This is a genomic window from Pseudomonas sp. C9-3, assembly GCF_032392015.1.
Classification (GTDB): Bacteria; Pseudomonadota; Gammaproteobacteria; order Pseudomonadales; family Pseudomonadaceae; genus Pseudomonas; species Pseudomonas nitroreducens.
The window spans coordinates 2917999-2942347 of sequence record NZ_CP135919.1 but is presented as its reverse complement, the minus strand read 5'-3'; the positions used below and the strand labels follow the sequence as shown (position 1 = coordinate 2942347).

The 24349-nt window shown below is 66.2% G+C and carries 15 protein-coding genes; 8 read left to right on the top strand and 7 right to left on the bottom strand.

The genetic code is table 11. From position 1 onward, the window contains the following. Positions 1-9: 9 nt before the first annotated feature. A complete protein-coding gene (locus RS899_RS13120) occupies positions 10-10575 on the bottom strand; it encodes a VCBS domain-containing protein (RefSeq protein ID WP_315810157.1) in 10566 nt (3521 codons plus the stop codon). Positions 10576-10953: 378 nt separating this feature from the next. On the opposite strand from RS899_RS13120, the gene RS899_RS13115 reads away from it, so the two are divergent. Both RS899_RS13115 and RS899_RS13110 read left to right on the top strand, forming a co-directional pair. Continuing rightward, a complete protein-coding gene (locus RS899_RS13115) occupies positions 10954-12507 on the top strand; it encodes a mechanosensitive ion channel family protein (RefSeq protein WP_315810435.1) in 1554 nt (517 codons plus the stop codon). Between the two features lie 96 nt (positions 12508-12603). Continuing rightward, a complete protein-coding gene (locus RS899_RS13110) occupies positions 12604-13392 on the top strand; it encodes an SDR family NAD(P)-dependent oxidoreductase (protein WP_054907086.1) in 789 nt (262 codons plus the stop codon). 1 nt (position 13393) lies between these two features. Here RS899_RS13110 and RS899_RS13105 read toward each other — a convergent pair whose 3' ends face one another. Both RS899_RS13105 and RS899_RS13100 read right to left on the bottom strand, forming a co-directional pair. Then, the gene (locus tag RS899_RS13105) at positions 13394-13684 is read right to left on the bottom strand and encodes a putative quinol monooxygenase (protein ID WP_054907085.1); all 291 of its coding nucleotides are present in this window, start codon (positions 13682-13684) and stop codon (positions 13394-13396) included. A gap of 314 nt (positions 13685-13998) precedes the next feature. After that, positions 13999-15432: a PLP-dependent aminotransferase family protein gene (locus RS899_RS13100; protein ID WP_315810156.1), complete on the bottom strand. Its 1434-nt coding sequence runs from the start codon at positions 15430-15432 to the stop codon at positions 13999-14001. A gap of 147 nt (positions 15433-15579) precedes the next feature. Between RS899_RS13100 and RS899_RS13095 the strand changes: the two genes are divergently transcribed. Further along, on the top strand, positions 15580-16020 hold the full coding sequence (locus tag RS899_RS13095; protein WP_054907083.1) for a carboxymuconolactone decarboxylase family protein: 441 nt from the start codon (positions 15580-15582) through the stop codon (positions 16018-16020). Positions 16021-16097: 77 nt separating this feature from the next. Here RS899_RS13095 and RS899_RS13090 read toward each other — a convergent pair whose 3' ends face one another. After that, positions 16098-17264 carry a YbfB/YjiJ family MFS transporter gene (locus tag RS899_RS13090; protein WP_315810155.1) on the bottom strand — a complete coding sequence of 389 codons (1167 nt, stop codon included), beginning with the start codon at positions 17262-17264 and terminating at the stop codon, positions 16098-16100. Further along, entirely contained in the window at positions 17261-18133 is an 873-nt protein-coding gene (locus tag RS899_RS13085) for a LysR substrate-binding domain-containing protein (RefSeq protein WP_315810154.1), read from the bottom strand. Before RS899_RS13085 ends, RS899_RS13090 begins: the two co-directional genes overlap by 4 nt. 114 nt (positions 18134-18247) lie before the next feature. Between RS899_RS13085 and RS899_RS13080 the strand changes: the two genes are divergently transcribed. After that, entirely contained in the window at positions 18248-19306 is a 1059-nt protein-coding gene (locus tag RS899_RS13080; protein WP_315810153.1) for a nitronate monooxygenase, read from the top strand. An 11-nt stretch (positions 19307-19317) separates the two neighbouring features. Here RS899_RS13080 and RS899_RS13075 read toward each other — a convergent pair whose 3' ends face one another. Next, the gene (locus RS899_RS13075; RefSeq protein ID WP_315810152.1) at positions 19318-20211 is read right to left on the bottom strand and encodes a DMT family transporter; all 894 of its coding nucleotides are present in this window, start codon (positions 20209-20211) and stop codon (positions 19318-19320) included. A gap of 280 nt (positions 20212-20491) precedes the next feature. On the opposite strand from RS899_RS13075, the gene RS899_RS13070 reads away from it, so the two are divergent. Then, a complete protein-coding gene (locus RS899_RS13070) occupies positions 20492-21292 on the top strand; it encodes a helix-turn-helix transcriptional regulator (RefSeq protein ID WP_315810151.1) in 801 nt (266 codons plus the stop codon). 3 nt (positions 21293-21295) lie between these two features. Here RS899_RS13070 and RS899_RS13065 read toward each other — a convergent pair whose 3' ends face one another. Further along, entirely contained in the window at positions 21296-21832 is a 537-nt protein-coding gene (locus tag RS899_RS13065) for an RNA polymerase factor sigma-70 (RefSeq protein ID WP_054907078.1), read from the bottom strand. Between the two features lie 348 nt (positions 21833-22180). Here RS899_RS13065 and RS899_RS13060 point away from each other — a divergent pair, with 348 nt between their 5' ends. The 3 genes from RS899_RS13060 to RS899_RS13050 are packed head-to-tail and all read left to right on the top strand — an operon-like array spanning position 22181 to position 24128. Next, on the top strand, positions 22181-22399 hold the full coding sequence (locus tag RS899_RS13060; protein WP_054907077.1) for an MbtH family protein: 219 nt from the start codon (positions 22181-22183) through the stop codon (positions 22397-22399). 45 nt (positions 22400-22444) lie between these two features. Next, on the top strand, positions 22445-23125 hold the full coding sequence (locus tag RS899_RS13055) for a thioesterase II family protein (RefSeq protein WP_315810434.1): 681 nt from the start codon (positions 22445-22447) through the stop codon (positions 23123-23125). A gap of 22 nt (positions 23126-23147) precedes the next feature. Next, positions 23148-24128, top strand: coding sequence for a TauD/TfdA family dioxygenase (locus RS899_RS13050; RefSeq protein ID WP_315810150.1), 981 nt, complete (start codon positions 23148-23150; stop codon positions 24126-24128). Positions 24129-24349: the final 221 nt, after the last annotated feature.

Sequence of the window (24349 nt, the reverse complement as noted above, 5' to 3'; positions counted from 1 at the left end):
GCATGTTCCTCATTGGCTACCGCTCCGACGCTGGGCAGCCTCGCGCAACTGGGCACGGAAGCCCGGTGCGGTCTGCGCGGGTTTTTCCGCCTTGCCCACCATGTCGGCGGGGAAGGGCGCCCACAGCGATGGGTCGGGCAGCAGGCCGTCGGCGGTCAGGCTGATGACGCCGTGGCGGCCATCGACCCAGCGCGTGTCCAGGTCGGCGGCGCGGCGGCTTTCAGCCACGGCGCGAGCGACGAACTGGCCTTTCACCTGGCCCAGTTGCGCGCCCAGCGACGGGCTTTCGATCTCCGGCGTGGCGAAGATGTCGATGTTGCTGCCGTCGGCACCCCAGGCCGACAGCGACAGCCGATCATCGATGCGCTCGACCACCGGCTGCACGAAGATCGCCGGATCGACGTCGGGTATCCGGTCGCGCGGGTAGCCGTCGTCGCCGAAACGGTCGAAGTGCGGTCCTGGCGGAATGTACGGCGTGGCGATATTCAGGGTGATGGTCAGCTGCGCCTGGTCAGTCAGGCCGGTCAGGTCGCTGATGGTGTAGGTGAAGTAGTCCTTGAGGATCTGCCCCAGGCCCGCAGCGGCGAGGACTTCGCGATTGCTCAGGTCGATGGTGTAGGTGTAGCTGCCGTCGGCATTCAACACGAGCGTGCCGTAGCGGCCGGCAATCGGCTGGCCGATGACACCGGCCGTGCCGCTGGCGGTTTCCTCGCCGGTACGGATGCCGGTGACGGTCAGGTGGTCGCCGCCATCCACGTCGCTGTCGTTGGGCAGCACGTTGCCGGTGGCCTGCGGTGCCGGGGTTTCGTCGCTGGCAACATTGCTGTCGTCGCGCGCCACCGGATTGTCGTCGGCGCCCTGGACGGTCACCGTCAGGCGCGCGTCGGAGGTGGCGCCGGCGGTGTCGCGCATGCGGTAGGTGAAGACCTCGCGCAGGGTTTCGCCGGCGGTGCGCAGCGCTTGTACTGTCGGGTTGGCGTTGTCCACGACGTACTGATAGCTGCCGTCGGCGTTGATCGTCAGCTTGCCGTAGAGACCCTGGAGCACCTGGCCGGCGCTGACGGTGTTGCCATTCTCGCTGGTGTAGTGGACGACGGTCTTGGTCTCGCCGTACTGCACGCCATCGACATCGGTGTCGTTGTCGAGCACGTTGCCGCGCGGGTCGACGCCGGGGGTGCCATTGTTCACGCCGCCAGCCTCGACGGCGGTGGCGGTATCGTCACTGGCGATGGGCGTGTCGTTGCGGCCGTCGATGGTGATGGTCAGCAGGCCGGGCGTGGCGCCGCCCCAGATGTCTGCGCCGAGGTAGGTGAACTTGTCCTGCAGGGTCTGGCCGCTGGCGCGCAGGGCTTCGACTTCCGGCAGGGTGTTGTCCAGGGCGTAGCTCCAGCTGCCGTCCTGGTTCAGCGTGAGCGTGCCGTACTGGCCACGCAACGATTGGCCGGGCGCGGTGACCGTGGTGGACGTCGGGCTGTCGCCGGCCCAGAACGAAACCACGTGCATCACGTCCTGCGGGATGGTGGTGATGGTGTCCGGGTCGGTGTCGTTGGCCAGCACGTTGCCCGAAGGATTACTGCCCGGCACGTTGTTGTGCAGGCCACCGTCCTCCACCGCGGTGCCGAAGTCCGGCGAGGTGATCGGCGGGTCGTTCTGGCCGCGGATCAGGATAACCAGGGTGGCCTGGTCGCTGAGGTTGCCGTCATCGGTGACCTGGTAGGTGAATTCTTCGATGGCGAATGCCAGCGGGCCGAGCGCCCGGATGGTCGCGTTGTTGCTGTCGACGAAGTACTGGTAGCTGCCGTCGGCGTTGATCACCAGGGTGCCGAAAGCGCCCAGGATGGTCTGCGGGCTGCCCGGCACCACCGCGACGGTATTCACCTGCGCGCCCTCGGGGCCCTTGGCGATGGTGGTGACGCGCATGTGGTCACCGGCATCGACATCGGTGTCCTTGCCGATACCGTCGAAGATCCCGGTCAGGCCGGTGATCACGTTGCCGGTGGGGTTGCGCCCGCCGCTGCCGTCGAGGTTGGCGACCGCGTAGTTGATGTCGTCGTTGGCTACCGGGGCGTCGTAGCGGCCTTCGATGGTGATGGTCAGTTGGGCGATGGAACTGGCGCCGTCGGTATCGTGCATGCGGTAGGTGAAGGTTTCCACCAGGCTGTCGCCGAGCTTGAGCGCCTGCACGGCGGCGAGACTGTCGTTCACCACGTAGGTGTAGGTGCCGTTGGCGTTGAGGGTCAGGGTGCCGTAGCTGCCGGCGACGACGCCACCGCTGGCGGTGAGGTCGACCAGGGTTCCGCCGGCGGCCTTGGTGCCGGTACGCGCGGCATCGACCACCTTGGTTTCACCGTAGGCCGCACCGTCCACATCCAGGTCGTTGGGCAGCACATTGCCGGTGGCGGGGGCGCCAGGGGTGGTGTTGAGCGTGCCGCCAGCCTCGATGGCGGTACCGGTATCGTCGGCGGCGATGGGGATGTCGTTCTGCCCGTGGATGATCACCGTGAAGGTGCGGGTGATGGATTTGCCGTGGCCATCGCTGACGGTGTAGGTGAACACTTCGGTCAGTGTGTCGTTGTAGGTGCGCAACGACTGGACCGCCGGGTCGAGGTTGTTGACCAGGAAGCGGTAGCTGCCGTCGGCATTGAGCAGCAGCGTGCCGTGATTGCCGGCCAGGTCTGCTCCCACGGTACCGTTGGCGCCACTGGGGCTGACCACCGCAGTGATGGTGAGGACGTCGCCATCCGGATCGGTGTACGAGCCGCGAATGCTGCCAGTCGGGTCCAGGCCCGGAACGTTGTTGAGCAGCCCGCCGGCCTCGGTGGCGTGGATCACTACCGGTTGCACGATGGGCGGGTCGTTCACCCCGGTCACGGTGATCACCAGCTGCGCCAGATCGGTCAGGCCGCCGCTGTCGTGGATGCGGTAGGTGAATACCACGTCGAGGGACTGGTTGGCGGTGAGCGCGCGAATGGCCGGGTCGTCGCTGTTGACCTCGAAGACGTAGGCACCATCGACACCGATGGTGAGCTGGCCAAAGTTGCCGCTGATGATCGTGCCGTTGGCCAGCCGTGCGGCGGTGCCGGTGATGCTGATGGTGCCGGCGACGGTGGTCAGCGTGCCGCCGGCAGTCTCCAGGCCGGAGCGCACACCATCAACCCGGAGCTTGTCGGCATTGGGCATGTCGGCATTGTCGACGTCGGTATCCACGCCGGTGCCCGGAGCGCCGGTGATGACGTTGCCGCTGGCATTGACCGGCGCCGGGGTGCCATCGCTGGCGCCAGCGGTGGCGGTGTTGTGGTCGTCCACGGCCACCGGGGCATCGTTGGCGCCCTGGATGGTGATGGTCAGAGTGGCGATGGCGCTCAGGCCGCCCTTGTCGGTGACCTGGTAGGTGAATACCTCGGTGAGAGTCTCGCCCGGCGATAGTGCGTTCACGCGGGGGTTGCTGTTGTCGACCACATAGCGGTAGGAGCCATCGGCGTTCATCGTCAGGCTGCCATAGAGGACCTGCAGCGTCGCCGGCGCGCCGGGAGCGACCGGGAAGATACGCCCGCCGCCGATGCCGTCATAACGTACCAGGCTCACGGCCTTGGTCTCGCCGTAGACCAGAGAGTCCACGTCGCTGTCGTTGAGCAGTACATTGCCGATGGCGTCCGAACCGGGGCTGCCATTGTTGGTGCCGCCTGCCTCGACGGCGATACCGGTGTCGGCGCTCGCCACCGGAGTATCGTTGGCACCGTGGATGTCGATGGTCAGGGATGTCGAGCTGCTGAGGTTGCCGGTGTCGGTGATGAAGTAGCCGAAGGATTCACGCAGCACGTCGCCGGCGCTACGCAGGGCCTGTACCGCGGCGTTGGTGTTGTCGACCACATACTGGAAGCCACCCGTAGCCGTGATGTACAGCGTGCCGTAGCGGCCGGCAAGGGTGGTCACGCCGGAGGCCGCCACGGTCGCGAAACCGCCGATGGAGTTCTCCACGCGGGTGACCTTGAGCACGTCACCGTTGGTGGCGATGTCGACGTCGGTGTCGTTGTCCAGCACGTTGCCGGTCGGGTCGACGCCCGGGTCGCCATTGTTCAGGCCGCCGGCTTCGATGGCGATGGTGAGGTCGGGGTGGGCCACAGGCGCATCGTTCACCGGGTCGATGACGATGTTCATCGTGTTGATGGCCACCAGCGCGTCTTCGACTGTTTCGCCGGGAATGCCATCGTTGTCCGCGTCGCCGAAATTGCCCTGATCATTGGTGGCCATGGTCAGGACTTCGACGTTCCGGCCGGTGTTGAAGTCCTGGTCGCCCTTGTAATAGATCTGGCTGAGCAGCACGTTGATCTGCTGCAGGGTGCCGGTGAGCACCAGGCTGCGACCGGCGCCGGCTGGCGGCGCGTCGTTTGCCCCCGGCGTCGTCGCTGTCTGCCAGAGCACCCCGTGCATCACGGTGAGCGTGACGGTCATGACGCCGTTGGCGTTGCCGGCATTGACGTCCACGTCGCTGGTGGCCAGGCCGACGATGTGCAGTACCGTATCCTCTTGGCCATGCTGATCGGCAAAGGTATTGATCGGCGCTTCGTTGATATGCACGTAGCCGGCGTTGGCGATGCCGATGGCACCTTCACCCAGGTTCAGGTTGATGTTGCCCAGGCCGACGGTGGCGGTCCCTGTGTCGGTATCCACGCGCACGTGGAAGCGATTGTTGCTCGCCTGGGCGAAGTTCTGTGCCACCGCTACCAGGTAATTGCCCGATGGCAGGACAGCGAACTGGTAGGTCCCGTCGCTGGCGGTCACGGTGCTGAAGGTGCGGTCGTCGGCGTTGCCGAAGATGCCATCGTCGCCGGCCCAGGTGAGATTGACGGCGATGCCGCCCAGGCCCGGCCCGTCAGGTGTCGCGCTGTTGGTGGCGGACTTGGTGTCGTCCCACAGGGTACCCCGTATCACGCCCATGCCGGCGCCGTCGCTGAGAACGTAATCGTTCAGCCCGCCCGTGCCGTCCTGGCCGGTGCGCTCGCCATCGACGCCGCCGGCGCCCAGGGGCACCGAGCCGCCCCAACCGGCATTCTCGAAGCTGGTGGGCAGGCTGGTCCAGGTCAGCACCGCAGAGCTGTTGGCATCGTCTGGAACGATGGTGTTGGGCAAGGTGACGCTGTAGATCACCTGGACCTTGTCGTTGACGTTCAACTGGTCGAAGTTGAGCACCACCTGGCCGCCCACCACGCCGGCGGTGACGCCCGCCGGCAGGTTGCCGGTGGTATAGCTGGTGCCGTTGATGACAATGCTCTGGATGGCGTAGTCGCTGCCGCTGGGGAACTGGTCACGCAGCACGACGTTGTAGGCCGGTACTTCGCCGTTCTGGGTAAAGCTGACGGAGACGGTGGCGTTGGTCGTGCCCGCCACAGTGCCGGCGGCGATGTCGATGACCGACTTGTCCATGCCGGTGAAGCTGGGCTCAACCACGTGCTCGAAGATCGTGGCGCTGTGGCCGCGGTCGACCCCGGCACCGGCGCCGACGTGTTCGAACACATTCATGCTCAGCTGCGCGCCGCTCTGGTTGCTGGCGATGTTGGCGACGCGCACGTTGAATTCGAGGATTACCCCTTCGATATCGCCGTCGTTGATCTCGCTGTTGGAAAGGTTGCCGAGGTTGAAGGTAATGGTTCGGCCATCAGGGGAGATCTGCAGGCGCCCGCTGTTGATGTTGAAGATGCCGGTGGGTTTGTCGCCGGAGAGGTCCGGATGGATCGGTAGCGAGACGTCGCTGTTCTGGTTGCCGAACATGATGAGCGATCCGCCGCTGATCAGGTCGGTGGCATCCGTAGTGAGTCCGCCGGTGCTGGAACCCAACGCGATGAGAATGTTGTTGAGGTTGGCGGGGATGAACTCCAGCCCGGGAGCCAGTTCGATGCGGATCTGGTAGTTGGTGTTTTCACCGGTGGGTACCACGACCGCTACGCGGTAGCGGATGATCTCGCCGACCACCACGGTTTCTTCCAGGCCGGCGGTGTCGGTGGCGCCCGAGGAGTTTTTCGCCGGCGGCGTGGCGTCGAGGCCGCCAACGCGGGAGACCTGGATGCCGTTGGTGACGGGAATGAACAGCGTGTTGATCTGCCGGTAGTCGTTGAGCACCCCGGAATTGAGCAGGCCGTCGTCGCCGCCGCGCTCGCCGGCGCCGGTGTCGGTGGTATTGCTCAGGCCGTCCAGGCTGGTCCAGCGCACCACGACGTTGTTCGAAATGACCGCCTGGCCGGCCGCCGTGGAATTCACTACGCCGGACAGGGTAATGACGATGCTGCCGCCATTGGCGATATCGATGTTGGCGCCGTTGGCGGTGACCAGTTGGCCGTTCTGGATGATGAAGTCCACGCCGCCGTTGGCGGTGGCACCGCCGTTGTAGACCTTGCCGGTGATGATGATGTTGTCCATCTGCGTGGGCAGGACGTTCAGCAGGCTGAGGTCAAAGGCATTGGTGCCGGAGTTGTTGCTGATGGTGATGGTGTAGTTGACCGTGTCGCCTTCGTCGAAGCCGCCGTAGGTGGGGGTGGAGGTGACCTGCTGGCTCACCGTCAGGGTCGGTTCGACGATGGTCACGCTGGGCTGCTGGGCACTGTTCAGCGTGCGGTCGACGGCGGTTGCGCCGTTGGGTGTGTCGCCGTCGGGGTCGCTGTAGACCAGTTGTGCGCCGTTGTTCAGCACTACGCCCTGCTGGTTGCCGATCACATTGTTCGCCACCAGCACCAGGCGGATGACGAAGGCGTTGTTGCCGGTGTTGTTGTCGGCGTTGGCGGTCGCGGAACTGAACACCAGGTGCATGTCGCCGCCATCACCGGCGTCGACCGAGAAGCTGGAGACGTTCAGGTTGCCGCCGAAGTCCTGACCCAGCGCGCCGCTGCCGGCTGTGGTGACGATGATCTGGTAGCCGAGGCCACCGTTGAAGCTGGTGTCCAGGCGCATGCCCGGTGGGATCAGGTCGTTGATGCGAAGATTGGCGGTGCTGCCTTCGGGCAGGGTGACGACGATGTCGTAGGTCATGCTCTCGCCGATCACCAGGTTGCTGCCGGTGGTGTGGCCGGCACTGGAGTCGTCGGCGCTGAGGCTGCCGTCCTTGTAGCCCTTGACGATGGTCGGGGCGGCAACCTGCTGGTTGGCGACTTCCGTCAGATCGGTCGGGGTGAAGTCCTGGCCGCCGTTGACGCTGGCGTAGTTGGTCAGCGAGGCGCTGGATTGCAGCGTGCGCGAGGCGAGGATGGCATTGTCGACGGTGACATCGTAGGTGATCACCACCACGTTGCGGCCGGCAGCGTCGTTGCCGTCGGCGGCGCCGGCGCGGCCGGCGAGGAAGGTCGCCTGGCCGTTGGCGTCGAGGAAGGTGATGGTGTTGCCGTTGACGCTATAGTCCACCCCGGCGATCAGTTGGGTTCCATCGCCCCGGTATATCTGCAGGTTGGCAGCGCTCAGGCTGCCACCGACGAAAGTGACGCCGGCTGGCAACGTGACGCTGGTGGTGACGTCGTAGGCGCCGCCGCCACCGGTGTTCTCTATCGCCGTGGCCAGGCGCAGCCTATCGCCGCCGTCGATACCGCTGACGTTGCCGTCGACCTCGGCCAGATTGGTGATTGTGCCCGTGAACGGCTTGACGCCGGTCTGGTTCGTCGGGAGCCAGCCCGCGGTCGTTCCCGCTCCGGTGACCGTACCGTTGCTGCTGGAAACCACGCCGTGCTTGATGTCCAGCACCGGTTCGGCGACCGACTCGATGACTGCCACGTCCGAAGAGGTCAGCACGGTCTTGTCGATGGTGGTGGTCTGGCTGGACTGGGCCAGTACGTCCAGTTCGCGCTGGTCGGCGAAGGGCTGGTCGCCCACGCGCATGGTGAACTGCACCTGCACCCGGCCGCCGTTGAGACCGCCGGAGGCGAAATTACCGAAGTTGAAGATGATCGAGTTGCCCGGACCGGTGGTGACGCTGTCGGGAACATCGGCGATGGTGTTGCCGTTGGTGATCAGCCACTGCCCGACCCCGCTGCCCTGCGTCCAGTTGATACCGGTGGCATCCAGCAGCGGCAGCGGCAGGTAGGCGGTGAGGGTGAAGTTCTCGTAGTCGGCCACCAGCAGGTCGTAGGTGATGGTGAAGGTCACCACGTCGCCGGGACGCAGCTCGCCGTTGGCCGGCGGTGCACCGCCGTTGACCTTGGTCAGGTCGATATCCACCGTCGAGGTCTGGATGGTGCTGCTGGTGCTGGAGCCATCGGTCTGGATGCCGCCGATGTTCACCGAGTCACGCAGCACGGAGGCATCGACCGTGGCGTTGTTGCCAACGCTGTCGCCTTCGTTGAGCTGGTCGTGGGGCGGGTGGTCAGAGGTGTACGTGGTGTCGACGACCGCGTCATAGACGATGGTCAGGCGGGTAGCGCCTTCGAGCGGATCGTTGTCCCACAGGTCGCCGTACAGCGCGTAGACCCCCGGCCCCTGCACAGCGGCGGCGATGGATTGGGCGATGTCGAAGACCAGCGTGGTGCTGCCATCGGCGTTGACCGTGGCGGTGTAGATCAGCGGGATCACCTGGCTGCCGCCATGCATCTGGATGACGATGGTCGGCGGGTTGGTGGTGCTGAAGGTCTGGCCGTCGCTGAGATGGTCGGTGATGGTGAACTGGCCCTGGCCGAGGATGTTCTTGCCGAAGGCGAAGAAGTCGGAGATGGCCACTTCCATGTTGTAGCGCAGGGTATCGCCCGGGGTCAGGCCGGCCTGGCCGACGTCGTTCTGCAGGTTGACTTCCTTGAGCAGGGTGATGGATTTGGCGACGAAGGTGACGCCAGCGCCATTACCGGTCTCGGTGAAGGGATAACCGTTCGGATCGGTGGGGCGGTCGCGCGGGTCCAGCGGATTCCAGTTGCCGTTGACGGTGGCGGTACCGAAGTTGATGGTCACCGGATTGCCGGTGGCGGGGTCGATGACCGGGCGGCCGTTGGCGTCGATCTCCGGTACGTAGAAGCTCACCTGGGTGGTGCTGGCGCTGGCCAGGGTGTCGTAGTGGATGGTGTAGCTGGCGACGAAGGCATTGGGGTTGGCCAGCGCGGCGGCGATCAGCGCGGGGTTGGTCAGGACAGTGCCGTCGTGCAGCGTGATCGATTCCAGGGTGCCACCGGCGCCGGGGGTGATCTGGCTGACATGCACCTGGTCGGGCACGGTCTGGGTGACGCTGACGTTGGTCAGGGTCTGGCCGGTGGCCGGGGTGACGGTCACCGTCTGGGTACGGGTGAAGTTCGGCCCGGTGACGGTCTCGCCCTCGGGCATATCGACCGTCTGGGTGACCGACAGCAGGGTCGGTGTCACCACGAAACTGTGCAGCGCGGCCTCGACCAGGGACGGGTCCTGGGTCGGGTTGTTCAGCGAGTCATTGCCGTACTCGAAACCGCCGCGGGCGTTGATGGTGAGATTCGGCGCACCGTCGGAATAACTGGTGTCCGCCAGGTTGCTCAATTGCGCGGTGACCTGGATATCGATCGCCGGCTGGCCGCTGGTGACGCTGCCGTAGGGCAGTTGCAGCACGATCATCTGGTCGCCGGGCTTCATGCCGACGCTGGCAGCGTTGATCACCAGGGCGTTGCCATTGGCGTCCTTGGCGAACGGATGGGTGACGTTGCCGTCTGCGCCGAAGGTCAGGACGGTGGACTTCACCGTCTGGCCAAGGTAGGTGGCCGAGATGAAGCTGGCGCCGTCGTTGCCGTCACGCCCGGTGGCCGGCATGAACAGGTCGATGTAAGGGGCGTAGCCCACTTGCGTGGACGGGTTGCTGAAGATCACATCGAAGGTGAAGGTATCGCCCAGGCGCACCGCTGCGCCTCCGCTGCCCATCGCCACGGTCGGGCTGGCGTCGGCCAGCAGGCCCCGGAAGTCCACCAGGGTCGTGGCGCTGAGGGCGATGGCCTTGTCGACGTCGCCCGAGCGCACTTCAAGGTTCCAGTCGCCACCGGCGCTGGTGGAACCCGTGGCATTGCTGGAAGCACCGACATCGGCGCCGGTCCAGCGCGCCAGTTCATTGACCAGCGCCTGCCCGGCACTCCCCGCGCCGACGTCGCAGCCGTAGAGCTGGATGTCCGCGCCGGCGTTCAGTTCGCCGCGCCAGGCGCTGAGGCGATCGCCGAGTTGATCGACGCTCTGGCTGGTGAACGTCTGGTTGCCCAGGGTGAACTGGCCGGTGGCGCCGTGGGAGAAGATCTGGATCGAGTCGACCTTGCCCAGTTGCGCCAGGGCGCTGCTGATCGCCGCGATGGCGTCCTGGCCGGCATCCACCACCAGGGCGGTGGTGCCCACCGGCAGGTTGGCGGCCAACTGGTCGCGGTTCTCCAGGCGAGCATCGATGACCACCAGGTTGCGTGGTGCGGCCTGTGCGGGCGCCGCCGCCTGGGCCCGTGCCTCGACCGCGGTGGCCGGCTTGGCCGTGTCCTTGGCCTCGGCTCCCGCACTGGAGTCGTGGTGCTGCTGGTCGACGGCGGCCGCAGCGGCGCCATCGAAAAGAATGCGTTGCTCCAGCGCGAGCGCGTGGGCGGCGGGCTGGAAAAGCTTCGAACGATACTTGGCCTGCATTTCCCTAATTCCGGCTGATCAATATCGAGAGAAAAAGCAGTCCTACGCATATCTGCTTACGCAATTGACGCTAGTACCATTCCGAATTATCGCAAGCAGAACAGCGACATAAGCGACAAGTAAGTAACAGGAATCTTACAGTCGGGTCGCCAGTTCCTACGCTGGACGCGGCTTCCAGACGAATGGCTCCTACATAGCGGCATTTCGCCGCCCGTCAGACGCCTATTCCGACTTTGGCTACGCTTGAGCGAGCGGTCCATGAGAGACCGGAGCAGGGCGCCGGAGCGCCGGGGGTTGGGGATGGGGAAAATGCTGGGCAGGTGTCTGCTGCTGATAGGGCTGGCAGGGCTGTGGGCGCACGCCGGGATCGCCGCCGAAATGCCGGCTACGGCGGTCCGCGCTGCCGACGATGCCGCCGCGGAGCTGAAAGTCGAAAATCGTAACATCCTGGTGTTCCGCGCCACGCTGCTCGGCGAGTCACCGCAGGTGCGCGCGCACCGCGCCAAGGCGACCATCGAGGAAGCCCTGCAGGGGGGCGATGAGCTGAAGGTGAATCTCGACCCGATCCAGGACAGCTACATGGTCCTGCTCGGCTATAGCCGCGCCTTCATCATTTCGCCCGAGGATGTCGACCCGCCGGGCAGTTCGGTGCGTGGCGCCGCCGAGGCGGCCGCCGCCAACCTGCGCCTTGCGGTGGCCGAGAATCGCGAAGCGGGCAGCGTGCGCTATCTGCTCAGCGCGCTGGGGCTGGCGGCAGTGGCCACCTTGGCCTACCTGTTGCTGCTGCGCGGCGTCGGTTATGTGCGGGGCAAACTGCTGAATCGACTGCCCGACGTGATGAGCCGGCACAGCGGCCGTCTCAAGGTCGGCCAGACGCCCCTGCTGGGCAGCCGCTACCTCTATTACCTGGTGGGCCGGTTGATCTGGCTGGTCTACTGGCTGCTGGTGTTCCTCTTCAGCTACCAGTGGCTGAGCTTCGTGCTGTCGCGCTTCCCCTATACCCGACCCTGGGGCGAGAGCCTCAATGTGCATCTGATCAACCTCGCGCGGTACCTGATCAATGGCATGCTCGATGCGCTGCCGGGGCTGGCAGTCGCCTTGTGCATCCTGATCATCGCCCGCGCCATCAGCGGTTTCTCCCGCCATGTACTGCAACGCATGGCACGGCCGGGCAACCTGCGCTGGCTGACCGAGGAAACCCTGCAGCCGACCACGCGGCTGACCTCCCTGGCGATCTGGCTGTTCGCCATTGTCATGGCCTACCCGTATCTGCCCGGCTCCGGCACCGAAGCCTTCAAGGGCCTGTCGGTGCTGGTCGGCCTGATGATTTCCCTCGGCGCTTCCAGTGTGATCGGCCAGGCTGCCTCGGGGCTGATCCTCACCTACTCGCGCACGCTACGGGTGGGCGAGTTCGTCCGCATTGGCGACAACGAGGGCACGGTGACCGAGGTCGGAGTGTTCAACACCACCATCCGCACCGGCCTGGGCGAGGTGCTGACACTGCCCAATTCGATGATCACCGGCTCCGTGACACGCAACTATTCGCGCATCGTCCAGGGCCAGGGCTACGTGGTGGATACCGTGGTTACCATTGGCTACGACACCCCGTGGCGGCAGGTGGAGGCCATGCTCATCGAAGCGGCGCGGCGCACCGACGGGATCCTGCAAACCCCGGCGCCGCAGGTGTTCCAGACCGCGTTGTCGGACTTCTACCCCGAATACCGCCTGGTCGCCCAGGCCATCCCCAGCGAGCCGCGCCCGCGCGCACTGCTGCTGAGCGTACTGCACGCGAATATCCAGGACGTGTTCAACGAGTACGGCGTGCAGATCATGTCGCCGCACTACCTGGGCGATCCGCAGGAAGCGAAATGGGTCCCCAGGGAGCAATGGCACGCGGCGCCGGCCAAGCCTGAAACGCCTTCCGACCATTGAGGCCTGCGCCTTGCGGGCCTTCATCTATCCTGTTCCGTCCACGGGCCCAGGTTGCGATGCCGCGCCCGCCTCATTCTTCCGCCCCGGAGATATCCCATGAACCTGCATTTGTCCGACAAGCTCGCCCTGGTCAGCGGTTCGACCAAGGGCATCGGTTTCGCCATTGCCCAGGGCCTGGCCCGCGAAGGGGCGAGGGTGATCCTCAATGGCCGCAGCCAGGCTTCCGTGGACGAGGCGCTGGGGCGCATCCGCGCCGCCCAGGCGGACGCCAAGGTGGAAGGCTTCGCCGGCGATCTTTCCGATCCGCAGCAGGTTGCCGCGCTGGTGCAGCGCTATCCGGCGGTGGACGTGCTGGTGAACAACCTCGGCATCTTCGACCCCAAGCCCTTCGAGGACATCCCGGACGAGGACTGGGTGCGCTTCCTCGACGTCAACCTGCTCTCCGGCGTCCGCTTGTCCCGCGCCTACCTGCCGGGCATGAAGCAGAAGAACTGGGGCCGGGTGGTGTTCATCAGCAGCGAAAGCGGCATGGTGATCCCGGTGGAAATGATCCACTACGGCGTCACCAAGACCGCCCAGCTCAGCCTGTCCCGCGGACTGGCGGAGACCTGCGCCGGCACCGGCGTGACGGTGAACGCGGTGCTGCCGGGGCCGACCGCCTCCGAGGGCGTCAACGAGTTCGTCGAGAAACTCTCCGGCGGCCAGCCGTTCGCGGAGTTCGAGGCCGAGTTCTTCCGCAGTGCGCGGCCCAGCTCCCTGCTGCAGCGCTTCGCGCGCCCGGAAGAGGTGGCCAACCTGGTGGTCTACGTCTGCTCCGAGGCATCGTCGGCCACCAATGGCGCGGCATTGCGGGTGGACGGCGGCGTGGTGCGCTCGCCGTTCTGAGTCACTCGGCGCTGCGGCTCTCGAACTCCAGCCCCAGCGCCAATTCACCACTGCCGAGCTGGCCGAGCCACTGTTGTGCTTTCGGGCCGGACAGGTGTGCCTCCAGCTCGGCCTGGCTGGCCCAGCAGGTCGATACCTGCCAGCGGTCGGCGGCCAGCGCCTGCAGTTCACCGGACTGGCAGCCCGGTTGGCGGCGCACCTGTTCGAGCAGCTCGCCCAGGTAGGAGCCCAGCGCGCTGGCCTGGCCGGGAAATGCCTGGACGCGGACGATGGCAATGGCGGACGGGGACATGGCGGGGCTCCTTCTGCAATGGATGGCCATTGGGCGCTGGCGCCGGCATCCGGTAAAGGCCGGAACCGGCTTTCAAAACCGATGCTGGAAGGTTACGGCCGCGCCGTCTGCGCATGAACTGCCAATTCCCGGGAAAACCGTTGGGCCAATACGCCCCGCGTGACGGACCTGTAGGAGCGAGCTTGCTCGCGAACAAGCTCCGTGCCATGCGGTTCGCGAGCAAGCTCGCTCCTACAAAGGCCCAGCATGTGAGGGGGCTGTGCGTAGGAGCGGACAGAGTCCGCTCCTACGCTCGCTGGGCATGATGGTATGGCTCAGGCCAACTGCTGCAACAGGTCGCGCACCTTGTCCAGCGCCGGGTCGATATCCAGCGTGTCGATGGCGCCGAAGCCCAGCAGCAGGCCGTCGCGCACCGGCACCTGGTGGTGGAAGGGCGCCAGGCCGTAGAGGCCGACTTCGACCTTGCGCGCCAGTTCGGTGAGCAGCGCCACGTTGGTTGGCTGGCGCAGCAGCGCGGTGAGGTGGAAGCCGGCCACCGAGGGCACCACCTCCAGCCAGGGCGCCAGGTCGCCGGTCAGTCGCGCGAGTATCCGTTCGCGGCGCCCGGCGTAGATGCCGTGGCAACGGCGGATGTGCTTGAGCAGGTAGCCTTCGGCGATGAACTTGGAAAGCGCCCATTGCGGCAGGGTCGAGCTGTGCCAGTCGCTGATCTGCCGGGCGCGCACCAGCGCCGGGAACAGGCTGGGCGGCGGGATCAGATAGCCCAGGCGCAGCTCCGGCAGCAGCACCTTGGAGAACGTTCCGATGTAGGCCACCACGCCGTGACGGTCGAGGCTCTGCAGCGCATCGGTGGGCCGGCCTTCGTAGCGGAACTCGCTGTCGTAGTCGTCCTCGATCACCAGCGCGCCCAGCTCCAGCGCCCGCGCCAGCAGCGCCTCGCGGCGCGCCGGGCTCATCGGCATGCCCAGCGGGAACTGGTGCGACGGGGTGGTGTAGATCATCCGCGTGCCTTCGGGAATCAGGTCAACGCAGATGCCCTCGGCGTCCACCGGCACGCTGGCCACGTCGGCCCCCAGGGTCTGGAAGATCAGCCGCGCCGGGGTATAGCCGGGGTCTTCCATCGCGACCTTGTCACCCGGCCGCAGCATGATGCGGGCAAGCAGGTCCAGCGCCTGCTGCGCGCCATTGCAGACCATCACGTCGTCCAGCTGGCAGTTCACCCCGCGTGCATAGGAGATGTGCCGGGCAATGCCATCGCGCAACGGCGCGATGCCTTCGGGGGCGCTGTAGTGCCCGCGCATGCCGGCCATCTGGCGCAGCGCATGGTTCACGCAGCGCCGCCATTCTTCCTGGGGGAACTGCAACTGGGTGGTGGCGCCGCCGATGAAGTCGGCCTTCGCCGTGCCGGTGGCGCCGGGGTGGCGCAGGCGGGTGTCGAGGTTGCACCAGCGCTCGATGTTTTCCTGGCTGGCGAAGCGCACGCCATCCTGGCGCCGGTCATGCCGCGGCAGGTGCGTGTTGACGAAGGTGCCGCTGCCGATCTTGCCCACCAGCACGCCTTCATAGGTGAGCTGGGCGTAGGTGTCGGAGATGGTCTTGCGCGAGATACCCAACTGCTCGGCAAGCAGGCGGCTGGGCGGCAGGCGGGTGCCGGCGGCGAGGCGGCCGGAGTCGATGGCTTCGTGCAGCTGGCGATAGAGTTGCCCGGCGAGATCTTTCTGGCCGTGGATGATCAGGTGCAGCTCCAAGGGCGAACTCCGGGGCAGGGCGGTCGCGCAAGCGTAGCGCCGGCATTGGCCGTGGTGAAGTTGCGCGGTGCAATTTCCGCGGATTGGCCACCTCTCGGGGCGAGGCGCCGGCGCACAATGGCCGGGTCATCGTCTGGAGTTCCCGTCATGGAGCCGCGTCTGGATTACTACACTGCCTCGCCGGAAGCGCTGAAGGCAGTGCTGGCGCTGGAAGCCGCCATCTTCGAGCTGTCGGTGGAGAAGCCACTGCTGGAACTGGTGCGCCTGCGCGTGTCGCAGGTGAACAACTGCGCCTTCTGTGCCGACATGCACGCCATGGAGGCGCGCCGCAATGGCGAGACCGAGCGCCGCCTGTTCGCCGTCAGCGTGTGGCGTGAATCGCCGTTCTTCACCGAGCGTGAGCGCGCGGCGCTGGCCTGGAGCGAGTCGGTGACGCTGCTGTCCGAGTCGAAAGTGCCGCTGGAGGTTTTCCAGCTCGCCCGCGAGCAGTTCAGCGAACGCGAACTGGTTGACCTCACCGTGGCCATCGGCGCCATCAACGTGTGGAATCGCCTGGGCGTGTCCTTCCGCCAGCAGCCGCCGGCCTGAACAGGCGCGACGTCGGCTGCTCTATGTAGGAGCGAGCGTGCTCGCGAAAGGAGTTCCAGGCAGCGGCAGTGTTGAGGCTATTCGCGAGCAAGCTCGCTCCTGCAGGATATCGTGCGGCGCAGTGGCAGGCAGCACAGCGCGCCGATCAGCAGGGCGCTGGCGGCGGCGCCCAGGGCCGGAATGAAGCTGCCGGTCAACCCACGCAACGCACTGGCGGCCAGTGGCCCGGCGATCTGCCCGACGCCATACAGCGCCGTCATCGCCGCCAGCATGTTGAAGCGCACCTGCGCGGCCACCGCGCGGGCCGCCGGCATGGCGATGGTCACGGTGCCCATGAAGCTGCCACCCACCAGCACCGCGCTGCCCAGATAAAGGAAGGCCGACTCGCCCAGTGCCGGCAGCATCACACCGATGGCCTGCACCAGCAGGTTCAACGCCAATGCGCGACGGCCACCGAGCCTCACGTGCAGCCGATGCCAGAGGAAACACGACGGTGCCGCACCCAGGCCGAAGGCGGCCCAGACCTGCAGCGGGTCGATGGCGCCCAGGCCGCTCTTCATCAGCAATGGCAGGTAGGTGGCGGTGATGATGTAGCCGAAGCCGGCCAGGCCGTAGACCAGCAGGATGATCAACGCGGACAGCTCGGGCATTGGTCCCGTACCGTTCGTTGTCTGCTGCGGCGCAGTCGGTGCTGCGCGGCCCAGCGCGGGGGTGGCCAGCAGCGACAGCACCAGCCCGGCCAGCGCCAGTACGCACCAGATCGCGGCACTGCCCAGGCTGAAGGCGTTGCCGGCGGCAATCAGTTCCGCCGAGACCAGGATGCCGACGCCCACGCCGGCGAACATCATTGGTGCGCCATGGCTTTCGCCCATGCTCTGCAACAGCCATTGCGCCGCGCTGACCAGCACCATGGCCGTGAGCACGCCCGCCAGCAGGCGCACGCCGACGGCAAACCAGGCGGGTGCCGGAATGGCCATGGCGGCGAGGGCGGCCAAGGTCCCGACCAGGGCGATCAGGCAGATGCGTGCCGCATGTCGTTCGTGGCTGCGCGCCAGCAGCAGCGCGCCCAGCAGGTAGCCGGCGTAATTGGCCGAGGCCGCCAGCGAGCCGCCGGTGACGCTGAGCACGCCGTCGCGCACCATCAGCGGGTAGAGCCCGGTAAAGGCAAACCGACCAAAGCCCATGCCCACGGCAAGGATCAGTGCTGCCGACAGCGCCGCGGGCAGGCGGCGGGTGCGGCTCACGGGCGTGCCTCGAGGGCTTCCCGCCAGCGCTGGAAGGCGCCGGTGGCATAGCCTTCGCGCCAGATCAGCAAGGTGTCCACTTCCAGCAGCGGCACCACCTGCAGGGCCGGCATATCCCGATGCAGCTCCAGCACTGAACGAGGCAGCACGCCAAAGCAGGAACCGGCGTTAACGCAGGCGAGGATGCCATGGTACGAACCGACCTCCTGCACGGCGAGCGACGCTCCCTTCAACCAGCGCTCCAGCAACTGGCGGTAAGTGCAACCACGGGCGAAGCCCACCAGCGTGCGGATCTGCACATCCTCGGGCCGGGTTACCGGTGGATGGTCGCCAGGCAGCACCAGCAGCAACTCCTCGCGGAACACCGGTTCGGCGCACAGGCCGCGCTCCAGCAGCGATTCGAAGCCGGGTTCGGCGTGGAGGATGTCCGGATGGGAGATCAGCGCGCAGTCGAGCTGGCGGTTCAGCACTTCATTGATCAGCTTCTGGCTATGGCCGGTGGTGATGTGCAACTCCACGTCGGGATAGGCCCGGTGAAAGCGCGCCAGGATTTCCGGTAGCCGGCTGGCGGCGGCGGCCTCCATGCTGCCCAGGCGCAGGCTGCCGGTGGCGCTGCTCGGGTGCAGCGACTGGCGGGCTTCGGTGGCGAGGGCGAGCAATTGCTCGGCGTAGCGGAGAAAGTCGCGGCCCTGGTCGGTCAGCGTCATGCGCTTGCCGTCGCGCAGGAACAGCGCCGCGCCAAGGTCTTCCTCGAGCTGGCGGATGCGTGTGGTGACGTTCGATTGCACGCGCTGCAGGCGGGACGCAGCGCGGGTGACGCTCTGTTCCTCGGCCACGCAACGGAAGATTTCCAGGCTGGAGAGATCCATGATTAATCTTCAATAGAGAATATGTTGCGACGAATATTCTCTTTATGAGATTTTAAGTCAAGCCATCACAGGCCAAACGGCGACTTCGCCGCCCCTGACGTTGAGGACCCCGTCATGCGCATCACCGATCTGCTCGGCATCCAGCTCCCCATCATCCAGGCACCCATGGTTGGCGTGTCCACCCCGGCGCTGGCCGCGGCGGTTTCCAATGCCGGCGGGCTGGGTTCCATCGGCCTGGGCGCCAGCAACGCGACGCAGGCCCGCGCCCTGCTGGAGCAGACCCGCGCGCTGACCGACAAGCCGCTCAACCTCAACCTGTTCTGCCACCGCCCGGCGGTGGCCGATCCGGCACGCGAGGCGGCCTGGCTGGAGCACCTGCGCCCGCTGTTCGCCGAGTTCGATGCGCAGCCGCCGCAGCAGATCACCGAGATCTATCGCAGCTTCCTGGCCGATCCGGACATGCTGGAGTTCCTCATCGAGGCGCGCCCGGCCGTGGTCAGCTTCCACTTCGGCCTGCCGCCGCAGGACTGGATCGATCGCCTGAAGGCCGCCGGCATCCGCCTGCTGGCGACTGCCACTTGCCTGGAAGAGGGCCGCGCCATCGAGGCGGCGGGCATCGATGTGATCGTCGCGCAAGGCTATGAGGCCGGTGGTCACCGGGGCGTGTTCGAACCGGAGAATGACGCCCGTATCGGCACCTTCGCGCTGGTCCGCACGCTGGTGAAAGGCACAGGCCTGCCGGTGATCGCGGCAGGTGGAATCATGGATGGGCAGGGCATGCGCGCGGTGTTCGAACTGGGCGCCCAGGCCGTGCAGATGGGCACGGCATTCATCTCCGCCAATGAGTCCTCGGCCAACGCCGCATTCAAGGCAGCCCTGCGTGGTGAACGAGGAGAACACACCGAGGTGACGGCGGCGATTTCCGGCCGCGCCGCTCGCGGGATGGTGAATCGGCTGTTCACCGACGTGGGCAGGGCCGATGCGCCGGCGTTGCCGGATTACCCCATCACCTATGACGCCGCCAAGGCGTTGACCGCCGCAGCCACCGCCAAGGGCAACAGCGATTTTGCCGTGCAATGGGCCGGGCAGGGCGCGCCGCTGTCGCGGGAGATGTCGGCGGCGGAGCTGGTGGCCACTCTCATGGCCGAGTTCCGCTCCGGCGTAAATTTGTAGGAGCATCCGAGTCAGCGGGCGCCAACAGCGGCAGCGGGTTTCTCCCGCGGCCGCCACAGCTCGGCGAGCAACACGCCGCTCAGGATCAGCGCGCCACCAATCAGGTGGTAGCTGGTCAACTGCTCGCCCAGCACCACGGCGGCGATGGCGGCGGTGATCACCGGCAGCAGGTTGAAGAACAGCGCCATGCGGCTCGGCCCCATGCGCTGCACGCCCTGCATCCAGGCCAGCGCGCCAACGATGGAGGCCAGCAGCCCGGCATACAGCACCAGCGGCAGGTTGGCCGTGGTCAGGCCGTGGTGCGGCGAAGCGATATACAGCGGGGCCAGCGCAACGATGGCCACCAGCACCTGCAGATAGAGCATCAGCAGCGGTGGCAGCGGCAGGTTCCACTTCTTCAGCAGCACGCCATAGACGCCGTAGGCGAGGGTGGCGACGATCATCATGCCGTCGCCCAGGTTCACGCCGTGGCTGATCAGTTGTCGCGGGTTGCCCTGGGTGATCACCAGCAGCACACCGCCCAGCGACACCAGCGCGCCCAGCAGCGCGGCGGCGCTCATCTTGTGGCGCAGCAGGATCGACGCCAGGGCGAGGGACATCAGCGGCATCAGCGACAGGATGATGCCCATGTTGGTTGCCGAGGTCAGCGCGGCGGCGTAGTACGCCAGGCATTGGTACACCGCCATGCCGAGCAGGCCGAGGGTGACGATCCTGCCCAGGTTGGCGCGGATCACCGGCCAATGGGCGAGGGTGGCGCGTAGCAGGAAAGGGGTCAGCAGCGCGCCGGCCAGCAGCCAGCGGAAGAAGCCGATTTCCGCTGGGGCGATCTGGCCTACGGCGAGCTTGTTGACGACGGTATTGCCGGACCAGATGACCACGGCCAGCAGGGGGAACAGGTAATTCATGGGTTCTTGCAGGTCTCAGGTTTTGGTTTGGCGCGGGGTTTTTTCCCCTCTCCGTCACCCTCTCCCTGACGGGAGAGGGGACTGTCTGGCGCGCGCGGATGATTCGGTGCTCGCCGGCTGACTCTGTTGTAGCGCTGCACTCCGAACGGCCCCCTCGCCCTTTGGAGCGGGGCGCGTAGCCAGGGCTGGGGAGAGGGTGCTCCACAATCGACTGCCATTGTCCGCTCGTCCGAATCGAGACGTATAATGAAAACCGGACAATCCACCCCGGCTTTCGGACATGACCCGCGTATTGCCGCTTCCCCTTCCTGACATCGACCGGCTGCCGGCCGATCTGTACTTCCGCTACGACGAGTTCGATGCCGGTACCCACTCGCCCAGCCACCGCCACGCCTGGGGCCAGCTCAATTACGCGTCCCATGGGGTGATGGAACTGGAAGTGGACGGCCAGCGCTTCCTCTCGCCGCCGCAGTACGCCGTCTGGGTGCCGCCGGGGCGTTTACACAGCTGCTACAACCGCCAGGCCATCGTCTACCGCTCGCTCTACGTGTCTGCCGAGCTAGCCAGCAAGTTGCCGCAGTCACCTTGCACCCTGGCGATCAGCGACATCCTCAAGGCGATCCTCTCCGACTTCGCCGCACGCCGGGTCAACATCCCGCAGAGCGCTGCCGACCAGCGCCTGGCCGAAGTGGTCATGGATCAGTTGCAGGCCGCGCAGACTCACGACGATTACCTGCCCTACGCCAATGGCGGTGCGCTGGGCGAAGTGCTGGCTGCGCTGCAGGCTGAACCGGGCGACAACCGCACCCTGGCGCAATGGGCCGAGCGCGTGCACAGCACCGAGCGCACCCTGGCGCGGGCCTGCCAGCGGGAGTTGGGGATGTCGTTCGGTGAATGGCGCCAGCGCTTGCGGTTTCTTGCCGCCATCGAGGCGCTGGCATCGGGAGAGGGGGTGCAGCAGATCGCCTTCAACCTGGGCTACAGCAGCCCCTCGGCGTTCATCGCGATGTTCCGGCGGCTGTCGGGCACCACGCCGGAGCAGTATCGCTCGACCTTCCGCGCCCTGGCGGCGGAAGGCTGAGCATCAGCCGCGGCCTTCTTCCAGGCCCTTGAGGGTCTTGCGGCAGTGGATCAGCGCGTCGCGCACCATGAAGTTCACCAGGGTCGGGGAGACGCCCAGTTCCTCGGCGATTTCCTTCTGCGTGCGGCCGTGCAGGCGGTACATCTCGAAGGCGTAGCGGGTGCGCTCGGGCAGCGTCTGCAGCGCGCTGGAGATGGCTTCCAGGGTCTGCCGGTCCTCATGCTCCATTTCCGGTGACGCGGACGGCGTCGCGATGTGCATGCCTTCTTCCTCGCTACCCGAGTAGCGCTTCTCCAGCGCCTGGCGGCGATAGAGATCGATGGCCAGGTTGCGCACCACGCGCATCAGGTATCCGCTCTGCGACTGGATGCCGGGGGTGAGGTCGCTCGCATTGAGCTTGATATACGCATCGTGCACCACGTCTTCGGCATGGCTGCGGCAGCCGAGGATGCGTGCGGCCGCATTGATGAAGGTCTGCCGGTGGGTGGCGAACAGCTCGTGGAGAGCGGGGCGCGACTCGGCGGGCATTGGCTTGGACATGCAAGGTGTTCCTATGCGGCGGCGGAGGCGGGGACGTCCACATGGGTTGAGGCGGTCAATCTAGATCAAATGATAATTATTATCAATTTATTCGGAAGAGTCCGACACTCGCTCTGGAACAGGGTTCCCACACGAGTGTGAAGATTTTTCGTTCGCATCCATTCGTCAGAACTCTCGACTTACAGGTGAAGGACAAGCCAGGAAATTTCGCCGGTGCATATCTTATGAGAATTAATCGCATCCGAGAACACTAACTATTTCATTGCCTCCCTCGTCTTCATGGCAGAGCTGGAAAAACTGGGTAATGGCCCAGCGCCGGCATCGCCATCTGGAGAGAGGAGAAGAGCAATGGCTTTCGATCGCGAAGACGCGGTTTACAAGGTGCTGGTCAATGGCGAAGAGCAGTACTCGCTGTGGCCGGACTACAAGGAAGTCCCGGCCGGCTGGCGCGAAGCCGGCAAGCAGGGGAGCAAGGCCGATTGCCTGGCCTACGTCGAAGCGAACTGGACCGACATGCGCCCCTTGAGCCTGCGACAGAAGATGGACGGCCAGGCAGCGGGGCACTGAGCCGTGCTGCGTCTGTTCTGCCTGCCGTACTCCGGCGCCAGCGCCATGCTCTATGCACGCTGGAAGCGCCAGTTACCGGAGTGGATCGAGGTCTGCCCGGTGGAGCTGCCCGGCCGCGGCCGGCGCTTCGCCGAAAGCCTGCAGACCGACCTGCGCGCGCTGGCCGGCCAGCTGGCCGACGAGATCGCCGGGCGCCTGGACCAGCCCTACGCGCTGTTCGGCCATAGCCTCGGCGGCCTGCTGGTCTTCGAACTGGCCCATGCCCTGCGCGAGCGCGGCCTGCCGCTGCCGCAGGCGCTGTTCGCCTCGGCCGCCTCTGCGCCGTCACGCCGCGACAGCCATCGTGAACTGGCCCAGGAGCAGAGCGACGCGCAGTTGATCGAACGCATGCAGCGGCTGGGCGGTACCTCGGCGGCGGTGTTCGCCGATGCCGAGATGCTTTCCCTGACCCTGCCGGTGATGCGCGCCGACTTCCTCCTCTGCGGCCGCTACGACTACCGCCGGCACCCGCAGCTGACCTGTCCGATCCATGTGTTCGGCGGCAAGGGCGACCGGTTGTCCGTCGAGTCGCTGTCGGCCTGGCAGGACGAGACCTGCGCCGGTTTCTCCCTGGAGATGCTCGAAGGCGGCCACTTCTTCATCAACACCGACGAGGCGCGCCTGCTCGAACTGATGCTCGGCCGCCTGCAGCAACCGGGGAAACCGTCCAGCGCAGCGCTGGCCTGAGTGCCCCTCGCGGAGAATCCAGATGCCTACCTCCACTCTGTTCGATATCGCTCCCCTGGTTGAAGCGCGCGGCGGCCTGCCGTTGCTGGTGCAGGCGCGCGGCGAGGGTATCGGCCTGCTCGATGCCTTGGCCGAACTGCGCCCGCTGGTTGAAGAGCGCCTGCCGGTGTGCGCCGGCATTCTCTTCCGTGGCTTCCAGGTCGGTGCGGCGGAGCGCTTCCGCGAGTTCGCCGCCGGCTTCGGCCATCCGCTGCTCAACTACGAATTCGGTTCTACGCCGCGCAGCAACGTCACCAGCGGCGTGTACACCTCCACCGAATACCCGCCGCACCAGCACATCCCGCTGCACAACGAACAGGCCTACACCCGCGAGTGGCCGATGAAGATCTGGTTCTACTGCGTGCAGGCCGCGCAGAGCGGCGGCGAAACCCCCATCGCCGACAGCCGTGAAATCTACCGCCGGGTGGATGAAGGCATCCGCCGCCGCTTCACCGAGCGCGGGCTGATGTACACGCGCAACTTCGGCAACGGCCTGGACGTGGCCTGGGAGCAGGTCTTCAACAGCGACGATCCGGCCGTGGTCGAGGCCTATTGCAGGGCTCACAAGATCGGCTGGGAGTGGAAGGAAGACGGCGAGCTGCGCACTCGCCAGGTCTGCCAGGCCGTCGCGCAGCACCCGGTCACCCGCGACTGGGTCTGGTTCAACCAGGCGCACCTGTTCCACGTCTCCAACCTGCCACCGGAAGTACGCGAGAGCCTGCTGGAAATCGTCGACGAGGAAGACCTGCCGCGCAACGTCTACTACGGCGACGGCAGCCCCATCGAACCCTCGGTACTCGACGAAGTCCGCGGCGTGCTGGAGGAGGCCAAGGTGAGCTTCCCCTGGTACAGCGGTGACGTGCTGATGCTCGACAACATGCTCGCCGCCCACGCGCGCTCGCCGTTCAGCGGGCCGCGCAAGGTCGTTGTCGCGATGGCGCAGGGGCATGGGGCTGATGCCTGAGCGTCTGGAAGCACTCTTTCCCCTGGCCCTCTCATGCAAGGGAGAGCGGGCTGATCGGAGTGGAAGGATTTACCAGAAGTAAGCCGGAACTTGCCGCCGGCACAGATAGCTCCCTCTCCCTTCAGGGAGAGGGCGGGGGAGAGGGCAACGCTCAGCGCCGGAGTGGCCGGTAGCACCCTCTCCCTAACCCTCTCCCTGAAGGGAGAGGGGATTGATCGGAG

Bases quoted from the DNA above. Each gene is read 5' to 3' on its own strand.
- RS899_RS13065 (WP_054907078.1), bottom strand. From the start codon at position 21,832: ATGTCCAAGCCAATGCCCGCCGAGTCGCGCCCCGCTCTCCACGAGCTG.
- RS899_RS13080 (WP_315810153.1), top strand. From the start codon at position 18,248: ATGCGCATCACCGATCTGCTCGGCATCCAGCTCCCCATCATCCAGGCA.
- RS899_RS13105 (WP_054907085.1), bottom strand. From the start codon at position 13,684: ATGTCCCCGTCCGCCATTGCCATCGTCCGCGTCCAGGCATTTCCCGGC.
- RS899_RS13075 (WP_315810152.1), bottom strand. From the start codon at position 20,211: ATGAATTACCTGTTCCCCCTGCTGGCCGTGGTCATCTGGTCCGGCAAT.
- RS899_RS13050 (WP_315810150.1), top strand. From the start codon at position 23,148: ATGCCTACCTCCACTCTGTTCGATATCGCTCCCCTGGTTGAAGCGCGC.
- RS899_RS13055 (WP_315810434.1), top strand. From the start codon at position 22,445: ATGCTCTATGCACGCTGGAAGCGCCAGTTACCGGAGTGGATCGAGGTC.
- RS899_RS13060 (WP_054907077.1), top strand. From the start codon at position 22,181: ATGGCTTTCGATCGCGAAGACGCGGTTTACAAGGTGCTGGTCAATGGC.
- RS899_RS13110 (WP_054907086.1), top strand. From the start codon at position 12,604: ATGAACCTGCATTTGTCCGACAAGCTCGCCCTGGTCAGCGGTTCGACC.
- RS899_RS13095 (WP_054907083.1), top strand. From the start codon at position 15,580: ATGGAGCCGCGTCTGGATTACTACACTGCCTCGCCGGAAGCGCTGAAG.
- RS899_RS13070 (WP_315810151.1), top strand. From the start codon at position 20,492: ATGACCCGCGTATTGCCGCTTCCCCTTCCTGACATCGACCGGCTGCCG.
- RS899_RS13115 (WP_315810435.1), top strand. From the start codon at position 10,954: ATGCCGGCTACGGCGGTCCGCGCTGCCGACGATGCCGCCGCGGAGCTG.
- RS899_RS13120 (WP_315810157.1), bottom strand. From the start codon at position 10,575: ATGCAGGCCAAGTATCGTTCGAAGCTTTTCCAGCCCGCCGCCCACGCG.
- RS899_RS13085 (WP_315810154.1), bottom strand. From the start codon at position 18,133: ATGGATCTCTCCAGCCTGGAAATCTTCCGTTGCGTGGCCGAGGAACAG.